Raw genomic sequence first — 18,051 nt, forward strand, 5'->3', positions numbered from 1 at the left:
ACAGCCAGTCTACGGAAGTCCGGGCGCCGGTCCGGGACGCGTCCGGGGACGGCGCGCGAAGTTCGTTGCCGCCGCGGAAAACGGGGGTAGCTTTGCGCGTGATCCCTGCAGTATCGCCGACCCATGGAGGAGCAGTGACGCCGGACCGGCCCGCACCTCCCGCACGCTGGGACGGAACCTGGGAATCGCTGCCGCCGAAGCGCCGGCGCTTTTTTCTGTGGGCTTTCCTGTGGGCTGCGCTCCTGGACACGCTCCTGCGCGTCCTGCTGGAGTTTGCCGGGGTACCTGATGCGGCAGCCGGAATCCTGACTATTGCGGGCGCTTTGGTGTTTCTGGCGCCACTGGGAAGGTCAGCCTGGCAGGAACTGATCCAGCGCCGCAGCCGGGGAGAAGAGCCCCCGCCGCGGCCGATGACGGGACGCCGGCTTGCTGCATGGACAGGACTGACTGTTCTCTCCTGGCTGGCGTTCACTGCACTGCTGATCTGGCAGATGCGCCCGCTGTTTCCGGCCCTGCCCCTGTTCCTGAGCGGATCACGGTCTTCGGATTCCGACGGCGGCACCGGGAGCAGGCGTCCCGCGGAGCCAGCCCGCGGGCCGGCGGCACAGGCAGCGAAGCAGGGGAGCGATGACCGCCCCAGCACCGCCATCGAGGCAGCCTGCCCCGCTGCCCGGACCGGCAGGCCGAAGCACCGCCACGTTTTACTATCCGGCGGAAGGTCCGGCAGGGAACGGCCCGGCCCGAAATCCGGTTCAGGAACGTCCGCGTCACGGAGAAGCAGCGGCTTTCGACGTGCGCACGGCAGCCAGTAGTCTGAACTCTTGTGAAGGTTCTCGTTGTTGGCCCCGGCGGCCGCGAACATGCCATTGTCCGGGCCCTGCTGGCCGACCCCTACGTCACGGAAGTCCACGCGGCTCCCGGCAACGCAGGAATCGCGCAGGTAGTGCCAGTCCATTCGATCAATGCCAGTGATCCTGAAGCTGTGACCGCCCTGGCGCGTGCACTGGGATCGGACCTCGTCGTCGTTGGTCCGGAAGCCCCGCTGGCCGCCGGCGTCTCGAACGCCCTGGTGGAAGCCGGAATCCCGGTCTTCGGCCCGTCCCGCGAAGCAGCGCAGCTGGAGGCATCCAAGGCCTTCGCCAAGCAGGTCATGGCTGAAGCGAACGTACCCACCGCCATGGCCCGGGTTGCTGCCACGGCAGAGGAGGCCGCCGACGCGCTGGACACCTTCGGCGCTCCCTACGTGGTGAAGGACGACGGCCTGGCCGCGGGCAAGGGCGTGGTGGTCACCTCCGACCGGGACGAGGCTCTCGCCCACGCGCAGGCCTGCTTCGACGCCGGCGGAACCGTGGTGATCGAGGAATTCCTGGACGGCCCCGAGGTCTCCCTCTTTGTCCTTTCCGACGGACGCCATGTGGTGCCGCTGGCACCGGCCCAGGACTTCAAGCGCATCTTCGACAACGACGAAGGCCCCAACACCGGCGGCATGGGTGCCTACTCGCCGCTGGAATGGGCACCGGCCAACCTGGTGGAAGACGTTATTGCCCGGGTAGCCCAGCCCACCGTGGATGAGATGGCAGCGCGCGGCACCCCGTTCGTCGGCGTGCTGTACTGCGGTCTGGCGCTGACCTCCCGCGGCCTGCGGGTCATCGAGTTCAATGCCCGCTTCGGCGATCCGGAAACCCAGGCCGTGCTGGCCCGGCTGAAGACCCCGCTCGGCGGGCTGCTGCTGGCTGCCGCCAAGGGCGAACTGGACGCCATGGAACAGCTGAAATGGGACCCGCGCACGGCGGTCGCCGTCGTCGTCGCGTCTGAAAACTACCCGGACACCCCGCGCACCGGGGACCCGATCCTGGGCCTGGTGGAAGCCGAAGCGATCGAGGGCGTGCACGTCCTCCACGCCGGTACCGCCATCGAAGCCAACGAAATCGTCAGCGCCGGAGGGCGTGTCCTGGCTGTCGTCGCACTGGGGGACAACCTGTCCCAGGCGCGGCAGCTGGCCTACGAAGGCGTGGACGCCCTTGAGCTTGAGGGCTCCCAGCACCGCCGTGACATCGCGCTGAAAGCCGAGCGCGGCGAAATCGTGGTGCCGGCAGGCAGCGCGGGCGTGGACAACGAACAGGACCTGGCATGAGCGGCGCACCCCAGCTGCAGGGCTGGACACACATCTACTCCGGGAAGGTGCGGGACTTGTACGTACCCGCAGGGCCGGATGCCGCGCAGGACCGGGTGCTGGTTGTGGCCAGCGACCGGATCAGTGCCTATGACCACGTGCTCTCCAGCATCATCCCGGACAAGGGACGCATCCTCACGCAGCTGAGCCTGTGGTGGTTCGACCAGCTGGCCAACGTCCCCAACCACGTTATTTCCGCCGACGAGGGCGTACCGGCCGAAGTGGCGGGCCGGGCCATGATCTGCAAAAAGCTGGAGATGTACCCCGTGGAAGCCATTGCCCGCGGCTACCTCACCGGGTCCGGGCTGGCCGAGTACCGCCAGTCGCAGACCGTGTGCGACGTGCCGCTGCCCTCGGGGCTGGTTGACGGTTCCCGGATCGAACCGGCCATCTTCACCCCGTCGGCGAAGGCCGAGGTGGGCGAGCATGACGAGAACATCAATTACGACGCCGTTGTGGCGGCGGTTGGTGCCGAAACGGCAGCCACAATCCGGGACCTGACTCTGGAGATCTACACCACGGCCGAAACCATTGCCCGGGACCGCGGAATTATCCTGGCGGACACCAAGGTTGAGTTCGGGCTGGATCCGGCCACCGGCCTGGTGACCCTGGGAGACGAGGTGCTGACCCCGGACTCCTCGCGGTTCTGGGACGCGTCCCTGTACGAACCCGGCAAGGCCCAGCCGTCCTTCGACAAGCAGTACGTCCGCGACTGGCTGACCTCGGCCGAATCCGGCTGGGACAAGGCATCCGACACGCCGCCGCCGGCCCTGCCGGAGGACGTCATCGAGCGCACCCGCGCCCGGTACGTCGAGGCGTATGAACGGCTGACCGGAAAGACTTTCGTCTAGGTTTTCAATGAACGCAGGCCCCGGGATTATCCGGGGCCTGCGTTGTTTTGTACGCGTGGTGCGTGAACTCAGCGGGAGAACGTCAGGTGGGTGACGCCGTCGCCGGCTGCTTCCGAGCTGGCCTGGTAGCCGTCTTCCAGGCCGCGCAGGCCCTCCCACACGTTGATGCCCCGGCCCAGCAGGATCGGCGTGATGCCCACATGGATCCGGTCCACCAGCCCTGCCTCCAGGAACGCCTTGACCACCGTGGGACCGCCGCCGATCCGCACATCCTGGCCGCCGGCGGCGTCGACCGCGCGGTCCAGGGCATCCTGCGGCGAGGCGGAAAGGAACTCGAACCGGGTTCCGTCCGGCATGTCGATGGGCTCACGGGCGTGGTGCGTGAGGATAAAAACCGGGTACTTGAACGGCGTCTCGTCGCCCCACCAGCCCTTCCACTCGGGATCATCCGGGAAGTTGTGCAGCCCGAACATGCCGGCGCCCATGATCTCTGCTCCGATGTCTTCGAAGTAGGCGGCGGCGTACTCGTCATCCACCCCGGTGGTGCCCTGTCCGGGGTTGTGGAGCACGCGTTCCTGGAACGTGCGGGTGGCCGTGTACGGCCCCACCAGGCGGCCCCAGTCTTCGCCAAACGGCTTCTCCGGGGTCTGGTCCGTGGTGGTGGCGTACCCATCCAGCGAAATGTTCAGGTCAACGCGGACGGCCATGGGAACTCCTGGAGGTGTAGGCAGCGTGGCTCCGAGCTTACCCGCGGAGTCCGGCGGATCAAGACCAGCTGCAGACAACAAAAAGGGTCCATCAGAAATGATGGACCCTTCTTTGTTTGGTCGGGGTGACAGGATTTGAACCTGCGACCTCGTCGTCCCGAACGACGCGCGCTACCAAGCTGCGCCACACCCCGTAACCACTGCCTGACCGGAGGTTTCCCTCCCGGCGAAGCAACTTTACAAGTGTACTCGACAACCTGCGGGAGCGCGAAATCAGCGCTTGCGGGCGGGCAGCAGCGTTACACGAGCGAGTCCTGCCACGCTGAATTCAGCGCAGCGAAGCGTCCGGTGCCGCTGGTGAGCTCAGCGGGTGTGCCGTCCTCCACCACCTCGCCGGCGTCCATGACCAGCACCCGGTCCGCGATTTCCACCGTTGAAAGCCGGTGGGCAATAATCAGCGCGGTGCGGCTGCCCAGCAGGGTTTTCAGTCCCTGCTGCACCAGCCGTTCGCTCGGAACGTCCAGTGATGACGTTGCTTCATCCAGGATCAGCACCGCAGGATCGGCGAGGAACGCACGGGCAAAGCTGATCAGCTGCCGCTGCCCGGCCGAGACCCGGCCGCCGCGCTTGTTGACGTCGGTCTCGTACCCCTCGGGCAGGGACTCGATGAAGTCATGGGCACCCACGGCGCGGGCGGCGGCTTCGATCTCCTCAGCGGAGGCCCCGGGTTTGCCCAGCGCTATGTTCTCCGCCACGGACCCGCTGAACAGGAACGCTTCCTGCGTCACCATAACGACGGCGCGGCGCAGGTCCCGCTGCGTGAGGTCCCGCAGATCAATGCCGTCCAGCAGCACGGCACCGGCCGAGGGGTCGTAGAAGCGGGCGATCAGCTTCGCCAGCGTGGACTTCCCCGCACCGGTCTGCCCCACGAGTGCCACCGTTTGGCCGGCCGGAATGTGGAGGTCCAGGCGTGGGAGGACCAGGGGGCCGTCCCCGTAACGGAACTCCACGCCGTCGAACTTCACATCCCCTTCGGCGTCCCGGAGTTCCACCGGATTCCTGGGCGGGCGCACGGTCGGAACTTCTTCGAGCAGGCCGGAGACCTTTTCCAGGGCAGCGGACGCGGACTGGAAGGAGTTGTAGAACATGGCCATCTGGTCCACCGGCTGGAAGAACCGCTTGGCGTAGAGCAGCAGCGCCAGCAGCGCACCGACTTCCAGGCCGCCGTCGAGCACCCGGTAGCCGCCCACCAGCAGCACCACAGCAACGGTGGCGTTGCCGATGAAGATGAGGCCGGGCTGGAACACACCGTTGAGATTGATGGAACGCAGCGTCGCCCGCCGGTAGTCCTCGGCCAGTTCGTCGTTCTTTTCGGCGTTCACACGTTCGCGGCGGAACGCCTTCACGGCGCGGATGCCTGTCATCGTTTCCACGAAGTGCACGATCAGCTTCGCCGAGGTCACCCGGGAAGCCCGGTACGCGATCTGGGAGCGTTTCTGGTACCAGCGCGTCAGCAGGAACATCGGCACGAACGCGACGCACAGCAGCACTCCGGTCCGCCAGTCCAGTGCGAAGATGCTGATGGCTACGAACACCATGTACATGGCGCCGGAGGCCAGGGAGCTGATGCCCGAATCCAGCAGTTCACGCAGCGCCTCCAGGTCCGAGGTCTGCCGCGAAATGATCCGGCCGGAGGTGTAGCGCTCGTGGAACTCAAGGCTGAGCCGCTGGGTATGCCGGAACACGCGCAGCCGCAGGTCCAGCAGCATCGCCTGGCTGAGCTGCGCGGTGGACCGGACGTAGCCGGCCGTCAATCCGGCCGCCAGGACTGCGGCCAGCAGATACGTTCCGCCGGCCGCCAGCAGCGGCAGGGAGCTGCCGTCCTGAAGCGCGGGCAACGCGTGGTCAATGCCGAAGGCGATGATTGCCGGCCCCGCGACGCGGGCAGCCTGGGAGAACACCACCAGGGCGATGGTGAAGATGAACCGGCCACGGTTGGGACGGACCAGGGAAGCGAGCAGCGCCAGCGAACGACGCCGCACCGCCCGGTTCTGCTCCCGGTCCAGGTCCAGGTTGTCCTCGCCCGTGGTTCCGACGCCGGCTCCGGGCCGCCCGGGTTCGGGCAGCGCCGCGCCGCCGCGGCGGATGCTGAAACGGCTCACCGGAGGACCTCGCTCTCATTTTCGAGTCCGCTGTCCAGGTCCTGCGGCGCTGCCGGCAGACTGGCAATAACGTGGCGGTAGTGTTCGCTGCCGGCCAGCAGTTCGGAGTGTGTTCCGACCGCGGCAATCCGGCCGTCCTGCATCAGGGCAACGCGGTCGGCCAGGGAGACGGTGGAGGGGCGGTGTGCCACCACCAGGGTGGTTGTGTCCGCGAGGACTTCGCGCAGGCGGTGCTCCACGAGTTCCTCGGTGCGCACGTCCAGTGCGGAGAGCGGATCATCCAGAATCAGTACCGTGGGGCGGGCGGCGATGGCGCGGGCGAGGGCCACGCGCTGGCGCTGGCCGCCGGACAGGCTGAGCCCTTCCTCGCCGATCAGGGTATCGACGCCGTCGGGCAGGGAATAGACGAACTGGGCCTGCGCAACTTCCAGGGCTTCGCGCAGGGTGTGCTCCGCTTCGGCGTCGTTTTTGGTCTCCGCGCCGAGCAGCACGTTCTCGCGGACGGAGCTGGAGAACAGGGTGGTGTCTTCGAATGCCACTGACACGATCCGGCGCAGATCCGCCAGCGAATACTTCCGCACATCGACGCCGTCAATCTGGATGCTGCCGGCCGTGACGTCGTACAGGCGGGGGACAAGCTGCAGCAGCGTGGACTTCCCGCTCCCGGTGATGCCGACCAGCGCCATGGTTTCACCGGCGCGCAGGTCCAGGCTCACGCCGTCGAGCACGTCCTTCCGCTCCGCGGCGGCGTCCGGGTAGGTGAAGTGCACGTCCTCGAAGGAGAGCCGGCCATGAACCTCATCCGGCTTCGCCGGGTGCTCGGGATCGGTGATGGTTCGGCGTGCATCCATGACCTCGAACTGCCGGTCGATTGCCGTGGCGGCGGTCAGGGTCATGGACAGCAGCGGCCCCATGGACTCCACGGGACCCGCGACCACGGCGGCCGTGGCGAAGAAGGCAACCAGCGCGCCAATGCTGACCTGGCCGTCGTTGACCAGCAGGACGCCCAGCACGAGTGATACTGCCAGCGCAGCCTCGGGCAGCAGGGTCACCACCAGGGAGAACTTCGCCAGCGAGTTGGCCTTGTACACCTCGGTCTGGCGCAGGCCCTCGGCCTGCTCCTCGAACGCGTCGAGAGCTTCCGAGCTGCGGCCGAAGGCCTTCAGGACGCGGATGCCGTGCACCGATTCCTCGACGGTGGTGGCCAGGTCGCCTGCCTGGTCCTGGCTCTGCCGTGACACACGCCCGTAGAACCGGCGGAACTTGAAGCCGTAGACAATGATCGGGACGGCGGCGAGCAGGAAGACTATGGCGAGCTGCCAGGCGGTGAAGAACATGATGGTCACGCCAATGAGCACGGTCAGCGCGGTGACGATCAGCATCAGGGCGCCGAAGGCCATCCAGCGGCGGATCAGGTTCAGGTCGCTCATGGCGCGGGAGAGCAGCTGGCCGGAGCCCCAGCGGTCGTGGAACGCGACGGACAGGTCCTGAAGGTGCCGGTAGAAGGAGGTCCGGAGGCTGGTCTCCACGATGGTGGACGGCGCGACGGCGAACTGCCGCCGCAGCGCCATGAACAGCGCTTCCAGCGTGCCGAGTGCGAGGACGATGCCCGTGGCCCACCAGAGGGCCGTTACCGCTCCGCCTGGCTGGAGGTAGGAGTTCACGAGGACCCGGAGCACCTGCGGGATGGCCAGCGCCACGACGCTTGCTCCGACGGCGCAGAGGAAGCCCAGGAACAGGCGGGGGAGGATCGGTTTGATGTGCGGGTACAGACGCCCCAGGGATTGCCACAATGATGTCTGCGGGGGCATGAATCCTCTTCGAGCTCGAGAGGTCCGCGCCGGTGGGTGCGGGCCGGATACCGCTCAATCCTAGGCCACCCCGGGCGTGGTTACGACGCCGCGTGCCCGTTTCGGCCCGCCCCGCCGAGAGGCCACTTACGGCTCGTTTCGGCGCTCTAAGGAGCCGTAACTGGCCTTTCGGCGGGGGTGAGGGTGAGGAGGACGGCTTCCGGGCGGCAGGCGAAGCGCACCGGAGCGAACCGGGACGTGCCGATACCCGCGGAAACGTTCAGCGGAACGGTGCGGCCGTTGTGCTCCCAGTCCGTCAGGCCCTTGGCCCGCCAGGTGGGAAGGTCGCAGTTGCTCACCAGCGCACCGTAACCGGGGATGCAGACCTGGCCGCCATGCGTGTGGCCGGCGAGGATCAGCTGCGCTCCGCCGTCGGTGAAGTAGTCCAGCACGCGCTGGTACGGGGCATGGGCGACGCCGATGCGCAGGTGCCGGGCGGAGCCCGACGTCGAGCTGCCGGCCGGGAAGCCCGCGTACCGGTCGCGCTTGAGATGGGGATCGTCGACGCCGGAGAAGTCCAGGCGCAGGCCGTTCAGGACCACGGACTGGTTCCGGTTGGTCAGGTCGATCCAGCCGGCGTTCCCGAAGGACGTGAACATGTCTGCCCAGGGCAGCTTGGCAGGGTTCTTCCGCAGCTTGGACGGCGAGGTGAAGTACGTGAACGGGTTCTTCAGCACCGGCGCGTAGTAGTCATTGGAGCCGGGGACGAAGACACCGGGGAAACGCATCAGCGGCTTGAGTGCCTCCAGCAGCGGCGGCACCGCCTGCTGGTGGCTCAGGTTGTCTCCGGTATTGACCACCAGATCGGGCTCCAGGTCCGCGAGGGACTGCAGCCAGCGGGTCTTGCGGTCCTGGCCGGGAACGTAGTGGATGTCCGAGAGGTGCAGGACGCGCATCGGCTTGCTGCCGGCAGGGAGCACCGGCACCGTCTCGGTGCGGATGCCAAACAGGTTCCGTTCAATGAGGGAACCGTAGGCAAACGCCGCGGCGCCGGCAGCAGCGAAACTGCCGGCGGTCCACGCAGCGGATCGAAGGACCGGGGCCACCGGATTATCCGTTGCCAAGATCAGTCGTCGTTGTTCTGGTTGTTGCCGTTATTGCCGTTGTTCCCGTTTCCATTGCCGTTGTCCCGGTTGTTGTCCCGGTTCGGGGCAGGAGCGCTGGGTGCCGGCCGCGGGGCGGGGGCCTGCCCGACGATGTTCGCCGGCGGGTTGGCGAAGGGGTTGGCTCCGTACTGGCCGGGAACGCGCTGGATGAAGTTCTTCCAGGACGGGCCGGCAATCAGCGAACCGTCGATCTCGGGGTAGTACCGGCCGCCGATCAGCTTGTCCGACATGGACGTGTTGTTGGCCTTCCAGTTGCCGATCCAGGATGCGGTGGACATTCCGGTGCTGTAGCCCATGAACCAGGTCTGGGACCGGTAGTCGTTGGTGCCGGTCTTACCGGCAATCGGCACGCCAACCTGAAGGTTGATGCCTGACCCGTTGGTCATCACGCGCTGGGTGGCCATGTTCACGCCCTGTGCAACTTCCTTGCGCATGACCTGGTCGCAGCTGCGTTCGGGAACCGGGAATTCCTTCCCGTCGCTGCTCTTGACCGATACCAGTGCGCGCGGTTCGCACATGAGGCCTTCAGCCGCAAACGTTGCGAAGCCGGTTGCCATGGACAGGGGCGAGGCGTCGCCGCCGCCGCCGAAGGTCGACGGCGGATTCACGGCAAGCATTTCGCGCTCCCCGGACTGGCTCTTGCCGTTGTGTACGCCGGAGGCAAAGGCCATCTGCTGGAACTTGCACAGGTCCATTTCATTGGCCGACGCCAGGGTGATGGTGTTCAGGGACTGCGCAAGGCCTTCCAGCACGGTGGTGGTCCGGTAGTTCGTGTCGCCGTAGTTAATCGGGGTCCACGGATCAAGGATGGCGTACCGGCCGCCGGGCAGGCAGCTGGCGTTCCACGTGTGTCCGGCAGGGTAGGTGCGCTTGTTGCCGTTCAGCGTGGCGTTGAGCGTTTTGCCTGAATCCAGCCAGGCGGCAACGGTGAACGGCTTGTAGGTTGAACCGGGCTGGAAACCGCCCAGTCCGTTGAGGTACTTGTCCGGGTCACCGTCCTGGTAGATGTCCACGTTGAAGTTCTGCACGGAGTTTCCGGCTGCCAGCTCGGGCGTGTACCGGGTGTTCTGCGCCATCACCAGGATGTTGCCGGTGCCGGGTTCAACGCTGACCATCGAGTGGCCGATTTCCGGATCCGTGGTGTCCGGGTTGGCGGTTTCGTTGATGGCGGCCTGGGCGGCGTTCTGCAGGGTGGGGTTGAGCGTGGTGGTGATGCTCAGGCCGCCGCGGTAAAGCAGCTTTTCCCGGTCTTCCCGCTCAGCACCGTAGGCCGGGTCATTAAGGATCAGGTGGGTGACGTAGTCACAGAAGTAGGGTGCCTGCGCGGCGCCTACGCAGTTGCTGGGCACCGGGGTGAGCACCAGCTCAAGGGGCGTCGCGACGGCGGCTTCGTGTTCCTCCGGGGTGATGCGGCCCTTTTCCAGCATGGCGTCCAGCACCAGGTTCCGGCGGGCCAGGGAGCGGTCCGGGTTGAGCTCCGGGCTGTAGTAGGTGGGTCCGTTGACCACGCCGGCCAGCAGGGCGGCCTGCGCAATGCTCAGGTCCTTGGCATCGACGTTGAAGAAGTACCGGGAGGCAGCCTGGACGCCGAAGGTGGTGCCGCTGAACGGAACAATGTTGAAGTACCCCTCAAGGATCTCGTCCTTGCTCAGCTCCTTCTCCACGGCGATGGCCAGCTTGATTTCGCGCAGCTTGTCACCGACGGTCTTCTGGCCGCTGAAGACCACCTCCCCGCCTTCCTGGAGGTTGGTGTCGATGATCACGTTGTTCACGTACTGCTGCGTGATGGTGGACGCTCCGCGCGTGCGGTCGGAGGTCACGTTGGAAACGATGGCGCTGAAAATGCCCTGCAGGTCCACGCCGCCGTGTTCGTAGTAGCGGTCGTCCTCGATGGCAAGCATCGCGTCGATCATGTGCGGGGAAACCTGGTCCAGCGTGACCGGCTGGCGGTTCTCCTCATACAGCGTGGCGATCAGGGAGCCGTCGTTCGCGTAGATACGGGAGGGCTCAGCCAGTGCTCCGCGCTGCAGCTCCGAAGGGAGCTGGTCGAAGAACTGGATGGATCCGGAGGCAGCCGTGCCGGCTGCAGCAGCGGCGGGAACCAGCAGCCCGGCGGCCAGGACACCGCACAATGCGCTCACGCCAAAGAAGGCGACGATCTTGCCCAACGTGGTAGCAGTGTCAAAAAAAGGGGATTTGCGAGCTGCCATGCCGATCAGTCTACAAGCACGCGCTAGTCTTTGGATCATGAGCAAATGGGAATACTTCATTACACCGCTGCCTTTGCACACCCCCGGTGCCGTACTGAACATGCACGGCGAGGAAGGGTGGGAGCTGGTGCAGATCACCCCGGCCCCGAACGGCACCGGTTCGGTGGCCTACATGAAGCGGGAGAAGGCCTGATGAGCGCTGCCCCGGAAGCAGTTTCCGCCGTCGAACAGCGCCTGGCCGAACTCGGCCTGGACCTGCCGCCGGTTGCTGCGCCGGTGGCCGCCTACGTTCCGGCCGTTGTGAGCGGGAACCACGTCTACACCTCCGGGCAGCTGCCGTTCATTGACGGCGCGCTGCCTGCTGCCGGCAAGGTCGGAGCGGATATCACTGCGGAGGACGCAAAGGCCTACGCCGCGCGCTGCGCCGTGAACGCCCTGGCCGCCATCAAGTCCCAGATTGGGGACCTGGACCGCGTGACCCGGATCGTGAAGGTTGTTGGTTTCGTCGCCTCGGATCCGTCCTTTACCGGCCAGCCCGGGGTCATCAACGGAGCTTCCGAGCTGCTGGGCCAGGTCTTCGGTGAGGCCGGCAGCCACGCCCGTTCCGCCGTCGGCGTGGCAGTGCTGCCGCTGGACGCTCCGGTGGAAGTGGAAGTGACCGCCGAATTTGCCTAACGTTTCCACCCGGCATTTCCAGCTGCCGCCCTGGCAACAGGGAGCAGCGCAAAGCTGGTTCGAGCGCGGTGAAGGAACCGCCCGCAAGCCGCGGGCGGCGTCCTCCGTCCTGCTGCTGCGCGACTCCCGGCAGGGAGCCGAAGTTTTCCTGCGTTACCGCCGGGGCGAATCTCCGCTCGGCAAGATCGCCTTCCCGGGAGGCAGCCTGGAAGAGGCGGACAGTGATCCCCTTGAGTGGTACGGCCCCACGCCGGCCGAATGGGCCAGGACCCTGGGGATGGATGATCCCCAGGAAGCACGCCGCCACGTCGTAGCCGCTGCCCGCGAGCTGTTCGAGGAGACCGGTGTGCTGCTGGCCGGACCGGATGAATCCACGCTGCTGGAAAGCAACCGCGGCCCGGACTGGATGGCTGCCCGCGCCGGCATCGCCGCCGGCGAAGAGTCTTTCCCGCGGCTGCTGGCGCGGCGCGGGCTGGGCCTGCGCAGTGACCTGCTCCGCCCCCTCACGCATTGGCTGACGGCAGACTTTGCCCTGCGCCGCTTCGACACCCGGTATTTTGCGGCCGTCCAGCCGCTGGGGCAGGAAACCTCGCTCCTGGAGACCAAGGGCATCTGGGGCCAGTGGCGCCCGGCCTCGGTGGAGATGGAACGGGCGGACACCACCGCCCTCGGCGACGAAGTAGGCCAGCCGGACACGGTTGGACTGACCCTGGAACAGCTCACGGTGCCCGCTGTGGCCCTGATGATCGAAAAGCTGGCCAAGGCCCGGGGCTGCATTGCCTACCTGGCACATCGCCGCGCGAACGAGACGTTCCAGCCCGAACTCGTGGAAGCTGACGGCGGGTACGCCCTGCGCGTGACTGCCGTTGATGCTGCGGAAGGATCCGGCCACCGGGGCCGCTGAAAGCCTGCAGAGACAGAAGCGGCACCGCTTCCCGGGAGGGATGCGGTGCCGCTTTCTGCGTGCGTGGAAAGACTCAGCGGGAGCGCTGGCGCAGGCGCTGAACGTCCAGGATGACGACGGCGCGTGCCTCAAGCCGCAGCCAGCCGCGCTGGACGAACTCGGCCAGCGCCTTGTTCACGGTCTCACGGGAAGCGCCCACCAGCTGGGCCAGCTCTTCCTGGGTCAGTTCGTGGGCCACCAGGATGCCGTCCGTCGCGGGCCGGCCGAACCGGTCCGCCAGGTCCAGCAGCGCCTTGGCTACACGGCCGGGCACGTCCGAGAAGACCAGGTCGGCCAGTGACTCGTTGGTGCGGCGCAGACGGCGGGCAAGTGCCTGCAGCAGCTGTACGGACACCTCGGGGCGGGTCTCGATCAGCGCACGCAGATTCTCGTGGCGCAGGCCGGCCAGCCGGGTTTCGGACACCGCGGTGGCGGTGGCGGTGCGGGGGCTCGGGTCGAACAGTGCCATCTCGCCGAACAGTTCGCCCGGGCCAAGAATGGCCAGCAGGTTCTCGCGGCCGTCAGGGGCCGAACGCCCAAGCTTGATCTTTCCGGACACGATGAAATAGAGCTGGTCGCCCTGGTCACCTTCGCGGAAGACAGATGCTCCGCGGGACAGATCGACCTCGGTGAGTTCGTCGGTCAAAGCGGCGAAGACGTCGTCTCCCAGTGAGGCGAACAAAGGCGCGCGGCGCAATACCTCGATATCCATGAAATCTCCTGTTAATAGTTGTCGCTTCTACTATCTTGCCGCACCGAACGGGCATGTGACAGCCGTAATAGCTTTGTTCGCCCTCGGATGATAAAACGCCGTGCCTGATGTGCGGCGGATTACACCGCCATGGAATCGTCAGCGGCGGCCGCTAGACTCGGGAGGCAAAAGGGCTCTTGACCGGCAGCCGCACGTATACGTACACCATATTGGAGCTCTTTGTGCTCGGATTCACCGTTCTGGACATCATTCTGGGACTCTCCCTGCTGTTTTACCTGCTGGCGGGGCTGCGGAACGGCCTCGCGGTTACACTCGGCGGCATCGTGGGGTTCGTGGCCGGTGCCGCGGCGGCGTTTTTCGCCATCCCCCTGGTTTCGGGCTGGGTTCCGGATGAAACCTGGCGGCTCATCGCGGTGATCGCGACCGCCGTCGTGCTGGTGCTGGTGGGCCACGCGGCCGGTGCTGCCCTGGGCGGTGCGGTGCGCCGCTGGTTCAACTTCGCCCCGCTGCGCGCGCTGGACCGGATCCTGGGCGGTGCGCTCAATGTGGTGGTGGCGGCCGTGGTGATGTCAATGCTGGCCTTCAGCATCGGCACCCTGGGCATGCCCTTCCTCTCGCAGCAGATCGCGTCCTCGAAGGTCCTGATGACCATCGATTCGGTGACGCCGAATGCGGTCAAGACAGTGGCGGCGCAGGTGCGTTCCTTCACCCTGGACGAGGGGCTGCCGCGGATTTTCGACGGCGCCGCCCCCGAGTCCGTGGAGCTGCCTGCCGAGGGCATCAGCTCCGAGGCCCTGACCGAAGCATCGTCCTCGGTCCTGAAGATCACCGGCACCGCGTTCCAGTGCGGCCAGAACCAGACCGGATCCGGCTTTGTCGTCGCCGAGGACCGGGTCATCACCAACGCCCACGTGGTGGCCGGAGTGAGCGAACCCGTAGTCCAGGTGCCCGGCGGCGGAGTGCTGCCCGGGCGGGTGGTGCACTTCGATCCGGCCCGGGATCTCGCTGTGATCGCGGTGGACAACCTCGCGGCGGAACCGCTGAAGCTGGGAACCGAGCTCCCGGCGGGAACAACCGCGGCGTTCGCCGGCTATCCGGCCGGCGGCCCGTTCCGGCTCCAGGCCGCCGTCGTGCAGAACCTCGGTGACGTGTCAGTGCGCAGCATCTACGGAACGTCCCCGGAAGTCCTGGAGGTCTACACGCTCGCCGCCAACGTGCAGCAGGGCAACTCCGGCGGGCCGCTGCTGGACATCGACGGCCAGGTTGCCGGCGTCGTCTTCGCCAAGACCACCGGAGACCAGCCGATCGGCTATGCACTGTCCCTCGCGGAACTAGGCCCCATCGCAGAGGCAGCGCCGGATTACCGCAGCGCTGTCTCTCCGGGGGAGTGCATCAGCGAGTAGCGTCAGCTGCTGCCGCGTCGAGCTTCGCAGCGATGTAGTCCACCGCCATCCGGTAGCCGGCAATGCCGGCACCGCAAATAACCACTTCAGCGACTGCTGAAACGTAGGAGTGGTGACGGAACTCTTCGCGCTTGTGGATGTTGCTCAGGTGGACTTCCACTACGGGAAGTCCGACGCCTGAGAGCGCGTCGCGGATCGCCACCGAGGTGTGGCTGTAAGCGGCCGGGTTGATGATGATCGCGTCGGCCAGGCCCGGTGCCCCGTGAATGGCGTCGATCAGGTCACCTTCATGGTTGGACTGGATGCAGTCCGCCGTCCAGCCGTGGGATTCAGCGGCCGACACTGCGGCAGCCTCCACGTCATCCAGGGTGTCCGTCCCGTAGACAGCCGGTTCCCGGGTGCCAAGCAGGTTCAGGTTGGGGCCGTTCAGGACCAGGAGATTGCGGGTGCGTTCTGTAGTCATGGGTTCAACTATGCCGCAACCTCAGCGGCGTCCTCCGTCTGTGACCGGGACCGGATCCGGCGGGCAGCCGCCAGGGCCCCGGCGATCGTAATCAGGGACATCAGGGCAAGGACGGCACCGGGGTGCCACCACGCCGCGGACGTAGCGTCGGAGAAGAGCTGCGTCACCGCCGGGGTGAAGCCTGCCGCAATGCCGGCGAAGCTGTAGGCCAGGGACATGGCCGTGTAGCCGGTCCTCGCCGGGAACAGGTCTGCCATCAGCCCGCCCAGGGCTGCCCAGGCAGCCGTCGGGGCGATGCCGCCGATCAGGATCGTCAGGATGTACAGCGGCGTGTTGGCGATGCTGATCAGGTAATAGAGCGGGAAAGCGATCAGGGCGGTTGCCGCCGCCCCGGCCGCAACGACCCGCGCGGAACCGATGCGGGTGGCCAGCCAGCCGAACGCGGGAATGGTGGCCAGCTGAAGGACCGAACCCACCAGCGCCGCGTTCAGGACGGTCGATTCGGACAGCCCCAGGACACCCACGCCGTAGGCCTGTGTGTAGGTGGTCATCAGGAAGTAGGAGCCGATGCCCAGCAGGGCAGCGGCCATGGCAATAACGACGGCGGCAGGCTGGCTGCGCAGCACCTCCAGGACCGGGACGCGGGCCACCTTGTTGTGCTCGGCGACGTCCTTGAACACCGGCGTCTCATCAATGGCCAGGCGCAGGTAGAGCGCCACGGCCATGAACGGGAATGCCAGCAGGAACGGGATCCGCCAGACACCGGCTTCCATTGCTTCGGGGGAGACCTGGGTCAGGATCAGGAAGGTGGCGGTGACCATGATGGTGCCCACCGGTGAACCGATCTGCGGGATGGCGGCGTAGAGGGCACGCTTGCGCGGCTCAGCGTGTTCGCTGGCAATCAGGACGGCGCCGCCCCACTCACCGCCCACGGCCAGGCCCTGCAGCAGCCGCAGCGCCACCAGCAGGACAGGGGCCCAGACTCCAATGGCGGCGTAGTCCGGCAGCAGGCCGATGATGCCGGTGGCCAAACCCATCAGCACGATCGTGTAGATGAGTGACTTCTTCCGCCCCACCCGGTCACCGATGTGGCCGAACAGCACGGCACCAAGAGGCCGGGCGACGAAGCCCATGCCAAGGGAGAGGAAGGCCAGCAGGGTGCCGGTCAGCGGATCCACATCGGGGAAGAACACCCGGTTCAGGATGAGGGCTGCGGCGGTGCCGAAAACGTAGAAATCATAGGATTCCAGTGCTGTCCCGACGAAGGAGGCTCCGGCGACCCTGCGGGCCATCCGGGAACGCTGTGCGGGGTTCACCGTTGTTGAGGAAGTAGACACAAGTGCTGATTGTGCTAGGTGCCGGGAGCTTTCGCCAGTCGCTGAGCCCAACGTCACTTATTGGGCCGCTGGGCGCAGCCCTCCTGCGCCGAACGGCAGTCCGGGCCGCCGGCGCCGAGGATCGCCGGGCTTAGGAGCGGTGCGCCGGGATGTGCTGGTCGAGGACGGCACGGCCGGCCTGCAGCAGTGAGCCGGCCACCGCCTGGGGATCGGCGACATAGCCGTGGACCATGGCGCCGTCGCGCAGCATGACCAGCTGGTCTGCGGCCAGTTCGGGGTTGGCGGCTCCGAGCCGGCCTGCCAGTTCGGCGACCAGGCCGTGGAACCAGTTCCGGTGACGGGTGACCGCGGCGCGTACCGGGTGCTCGCTGGAGGGATATTCGGCCGCGGCGTTGATGAACGGGCAGCCGCGGAAACCGGGCCTGCAGGCTTCAGTGCCCATGACCCGGGCAAGTGCCTCGAGCGCCTCGCACGGATCCGCCGGCAGGGTTTCCGCGGCGCTGCGGATCAGTTCGGACTGCCGGTCCAGGTAGGCGGCGACCAAATCGTCCTTGGTGGGGAAGTAACGGTAGAAGGTCACCTTCGTGGTACCCGCCGCGGCGATGATCTTGTCCGCGCTTACGGCACGGATGCCTTCGCGGTAGAAGGCGTCCGTGGCGGCATCGAGGATGCGCTCGCGGACCGGCCGGGTCCGGCCGGCTGGCTCGTCTGCCACTGGTACCTCCTGTGTCACGGCTACCTCCTGTGTCACGGCCGAACGGCTGGCCATTAGTAGACTTACTAGTTAGTCTACTAGCAGAACGGCGGAAAGCTCCGCTCTTCGAATGCCAAGTGTTCCAACTCGAAGGAGAACCCGATGAGCGCCATTTACACTGCAGTTGCCACGGCTACCGGCGACGGCCGGAACGGAGAGGCCCGCACCAGCGACGGACTGCTGGAAGTCGACCTCGCGGTTCCCACTGAGATGGGCGGCGCCGGCGGTGCCACCAACCCGGAGCAGCTTTTCGCCGTGGGCTACGCGGCGTGCTTCCACTCGGCTTTGAAGATGGTTGCGCGCCAGGCCAAGGCCCAGATCAGCGACAGCGCCGTCACCTCCGAGGTCAGCATCCACCCCAAGGAAGAGGGCGGCTTCCAGCTCTCAGTCGCCCTGCACGTTGAGATGTCCGGCGTTGACCAGGCCATGGCGGACAAGCTGGTCCAGGAAGCCCACCAGGTCTGCCCGTACTCCAACGCCACCCGCGGCAACATCGAAGTGGAAGTGGACGCCGTCGTCGGCTAGTCCGTCCCCCATGGGATAACAGAACGAGATAGCAGAAACTGCCCGTCTGGAGTTGGCGGGTTCTAGCGGTCGTTGCAACACCTGAGAATTTCGGGAGTTGCAACGACCGTGTCTGTTTCATCAGGAAAGCAGTCCCGTCCGCGGCATAGCGCGGAGCAGAGAGCAGCGTTCTTCGTGGTC

At 66.5% G+C, this 18,051-nt stretch carries 17 protein-coding genes and 1 tRNA gene; 8 read left to right on the plus strand and 10 right to left on the minus strand.

Annotated features, from left to right (window positions below; all coding sequences use genetic code 11):
- Window positions 1-134 precede the first annotated feature (134 nt).
- From NGB94_RS15355 to NGB94_RS15365, 3 genes are read left to right on the plus strand one after another with little or no spacing between them, the layout of a single operon-like run.
- On the plus strand, window positions 135-812 hold the full coding sequence (locus tag NGB94_RS15355; RefSeq protein WP_325791564.1) for a hypothetical protein: 678 nt from the start codon (window positions 135-137) through the stop codon (window positions 810-812).
- An 11-nt stretch (window positions 813-823) separates the two neighbouring features.
- Window positions 824-2,134 carry a phosphoribosylamine--glycine ligase gene (gene purD / locus NGB94_RS15360; RefSeq protein WP_325791565.1) on the plus strand — a complete coding sequence of 437 codons (1,311 nt, stop codon included), beginning with the start codon at window positions 824-826 and terminating at the stop codon, window positions 2,132-2,134.
- A complete protein-coding gene (locus tag NGB94_RS15365) occupies window positions 2,131-3,024 on the plus strand; it encodes a phosphoribosylaminoimidazolesuccinocarboxamide synthase (RefSeq protein ID WP_325791567.1) in 894 nt (297 codons plus the stop codon). Before purD ends, NGB94_RS15365 begins: the two co-directional genes overlap by 4 nt.
- Window positions 3,025-3,092: 68 nt before the next feature.
- On the opposite strand, the gene NGB94_RS15370 is transcribed toward NGB94_RS15365, so the two are convergent.
- The 6 genes from NGB94_RS15370 to NGB94_RS15395 all read right to left on the minus strand — a co-directional run bounded on the left by NGB94_RS15370 (window position 3,093) and on the right by NGB94_RS15395 (window position 11,059).
- A complete protein-coding gene (locus tag NGB94_RS15370) occupies window positions 3,093-3,731 on the minus strand; it encodes a dihydrofolate reductase family protein (RefSeq protein ID WP_325791568.1) in 639 nt (212 codons plus the stop codon).
- A gap of 117 nt (window positions 3,732-3,848) precedes the next feature.
- A tRNA-Pro gene (locus NGB94_RS15375) sits at window positions 3,849-3,925 on the minus strand.
- A 105-nt stretch (window positions 3,926-4,030) separates the two neighbouring features.
- Window positions 4,031-5,857, minus strand: a complete 1,827-nt coding sequence (locus tag NGB94_RS15380) for an ABC transporter ATP-binding protein (RefSeq protein ID WP_325791578.1) — start codon at window positions 5,855-5,857, stop codon at window positions 4,031-4,033.
- Between the two features lie 32 nt (window positions 5,858-5,889).
- Window positions 5,890-7,704: an ABC transporter ATP-binding protein gene (locus NGB94_RS15385; RefSeq protein WP_325791570.1), complete on the minus strand. Its 1,815-nt coding sequence runs from the start codon at window positions 7,702-7,704 to the stop codon at window positions 5,890-5,892.
- Window positions 7,705-7,850: 146 nt separating this feature from the next.
- Window positions 7,851-8,807 carry a metallophosphoesterase gene (locus NGB94_RS15390; protein ID WP_418910666.1) on the minus strand — a complete coding sequence of 319 codons (957 nt, stop codon included), beginning with the start codon at window positions 8,805-8,807 and terminating at the stop codon, window positions 7,851-7,853.
- A gap of 2 nt (window positions 8,808-8,809) precedes the next feature.
- Window positions 8,810-11,059, minus strand: a complete 2,250-nt coding sequence (locus NGB94_RS15395) for a transglycosylase domain-containing protein (protein WP_325791571.1) — start codon at window positions 11,057-11,059, stop codon at window positions 8,810-8,812.
- A gap of 37 nt (window positions 11,060-11,096) precedes the next feature.
- Between NGB94_RS15395 and NGB94_RS15400 the strand changes: the two genes are divergently transcribed.
- From NGB94_RS15400 to NGB94_RS15410, 3 genes are read left to right on the plus strand one after another with little or no spacing between them, the layout of a single operon-like run.
- Window positions 11,097-11,252: a DUF4177 domain-containing protein gene (locus NGB94_RS15400; protein WP_141653630.1), complete on the plus strand. Its 156-nt coding sequence runs from the start codon at window positions 11,097-11,099 to the stop codon at window positions 11,250-11,252.
- Window positions 11,252-11,734 (plus strand): RidA family protein, encoded by a 483-nt coding sequence (locus NGB94_RS15405; RefSeq protein ID WP_325791572.1) that lies wholly within the window; start codon window positions 11,252-11,254, stop codon window positions 11,732-11,734. The genes NGB94_RS15400 and NGB94_RS15405 overlap by 1 nt, the downstream gene beginning before the upstream one ends.
- Window positions 11,727-12,638: an NUDIX hydrolase gene (locus tag NGB94_RS15410; protein WP_325791573.1), complete on the plus strand. Its 912-nt coding sequence runs from the start codon at window positions 11,727-11,729 to the stop codon at window positions 12,636-12,638. The genes NGB94_RS15405 and NGB94_RS15410 overlap by 8 nt, the downstream gene beginning before the upstream one ends.
- A 73-nt stretch (window positions 12,639-12,711) precedes the next feature.
- Here the strand turns inward: NGB94_RS15410 and NGB94_RS15415 are convergent, their stop codons facing one another.
- Window positions 12,712-13,389: a Crp/Fnr family transcriptional regulator gene (locus NGB94_RS15415; protein WP_055239104.1), complete on the minus strand. Its 678-nt coding sequence runs from the start codon at window positions 13,387-13,389 to the stop codon at window positions 12,712-12,714.
- Between the two features lie 221 nt (window positions 13,390-13,610).
- Between NGB94_RS15415 and NGB94_RS15420 the strand changes: the two genes are divergently transcribed.
- Complete coding sequence (locus tag NGB94_RS15420) at window positions 13,611-14,792, plus strand: MarP family serine protease (RefSeq protein ID WP_325791580.1); 1,182 nt, start codon at window positions 13,611-13,613, stop codon at window positions 14,790-14,792.
- Here the strand turns inward: NGB94_RS15420 and aroQ are convergent.
- The 3 genes from aroQ to NGB94_RS15435 form a co-directional block, all read right to left on the minus strand.
- Window positions 14,782-15,255, minus strand: coding sequence for a type II 3-dehydroquinate dehydratase (gene aroQ / locus NGB94_RS15425; RefSeq protein WP_325791574.1), 474 nt, complete (start codon window positions 15,253-15,255; stop codon window positions 14,782-14,784). The two genes, NGB94_RS15420 and aroQ, sit on opposite strands and share 11 nt — an antisense overlap.
- A gap of 8 nt (window positions 15,256-15,263) precedes the next feature.
- The gene (locus NGB94_RS15430) at window positions 15,264-16,547 is read right to left on the minus strand and encodes an MFS transporter (protein ID WP_325791575.1); all 1,284 of its coding nucleotides are present in this window, start codon (window positions 16,545-16,547) and stop codon (window positions 15,264-15,266) included.
- 175 nt (window positions 16,548-16,722) lie between these two features.
- Window positions 16,723-17,307, minus strand: a complete 585-nt coding sequence (locus NGB94_RS15435; protein ID WP_325791576.1) for a TetR/AcrR family transcriptional regulator — start codon at window positions 17,305-17,307, stop codon at window positions 16,723-16,725.
- Between the two features lie 141 nt (window positions 17,308-17,448).
- Here NGB94_RS15435 and NGB94_RS15440 point away from each other — a divergent pair, with 141 nt between their 5' ends.
- Window positions 17,449-17,871, plus strand: coding sequence for an organic hydroperoxide resistance protein (locus NGB94_RS15440; protein ID WP_152226063.1), 423 nt, complete (start codon window positions 17,449-17,451; stop codon window positions 17,869-17,871).
- The last annotated feature ends 180 nt before the right edge of the window (window positions 17,872-18,051 follow it).

The organism is Arthrobacter koreensis, from assembly GCF_035792275.1.
GTDB lineage: Bacteria > Actinomycetota > Actinomycetes > Actinomycetales > Micrococcaceae > Arthrobacter_B > Arthrobacter_B koreensis_A.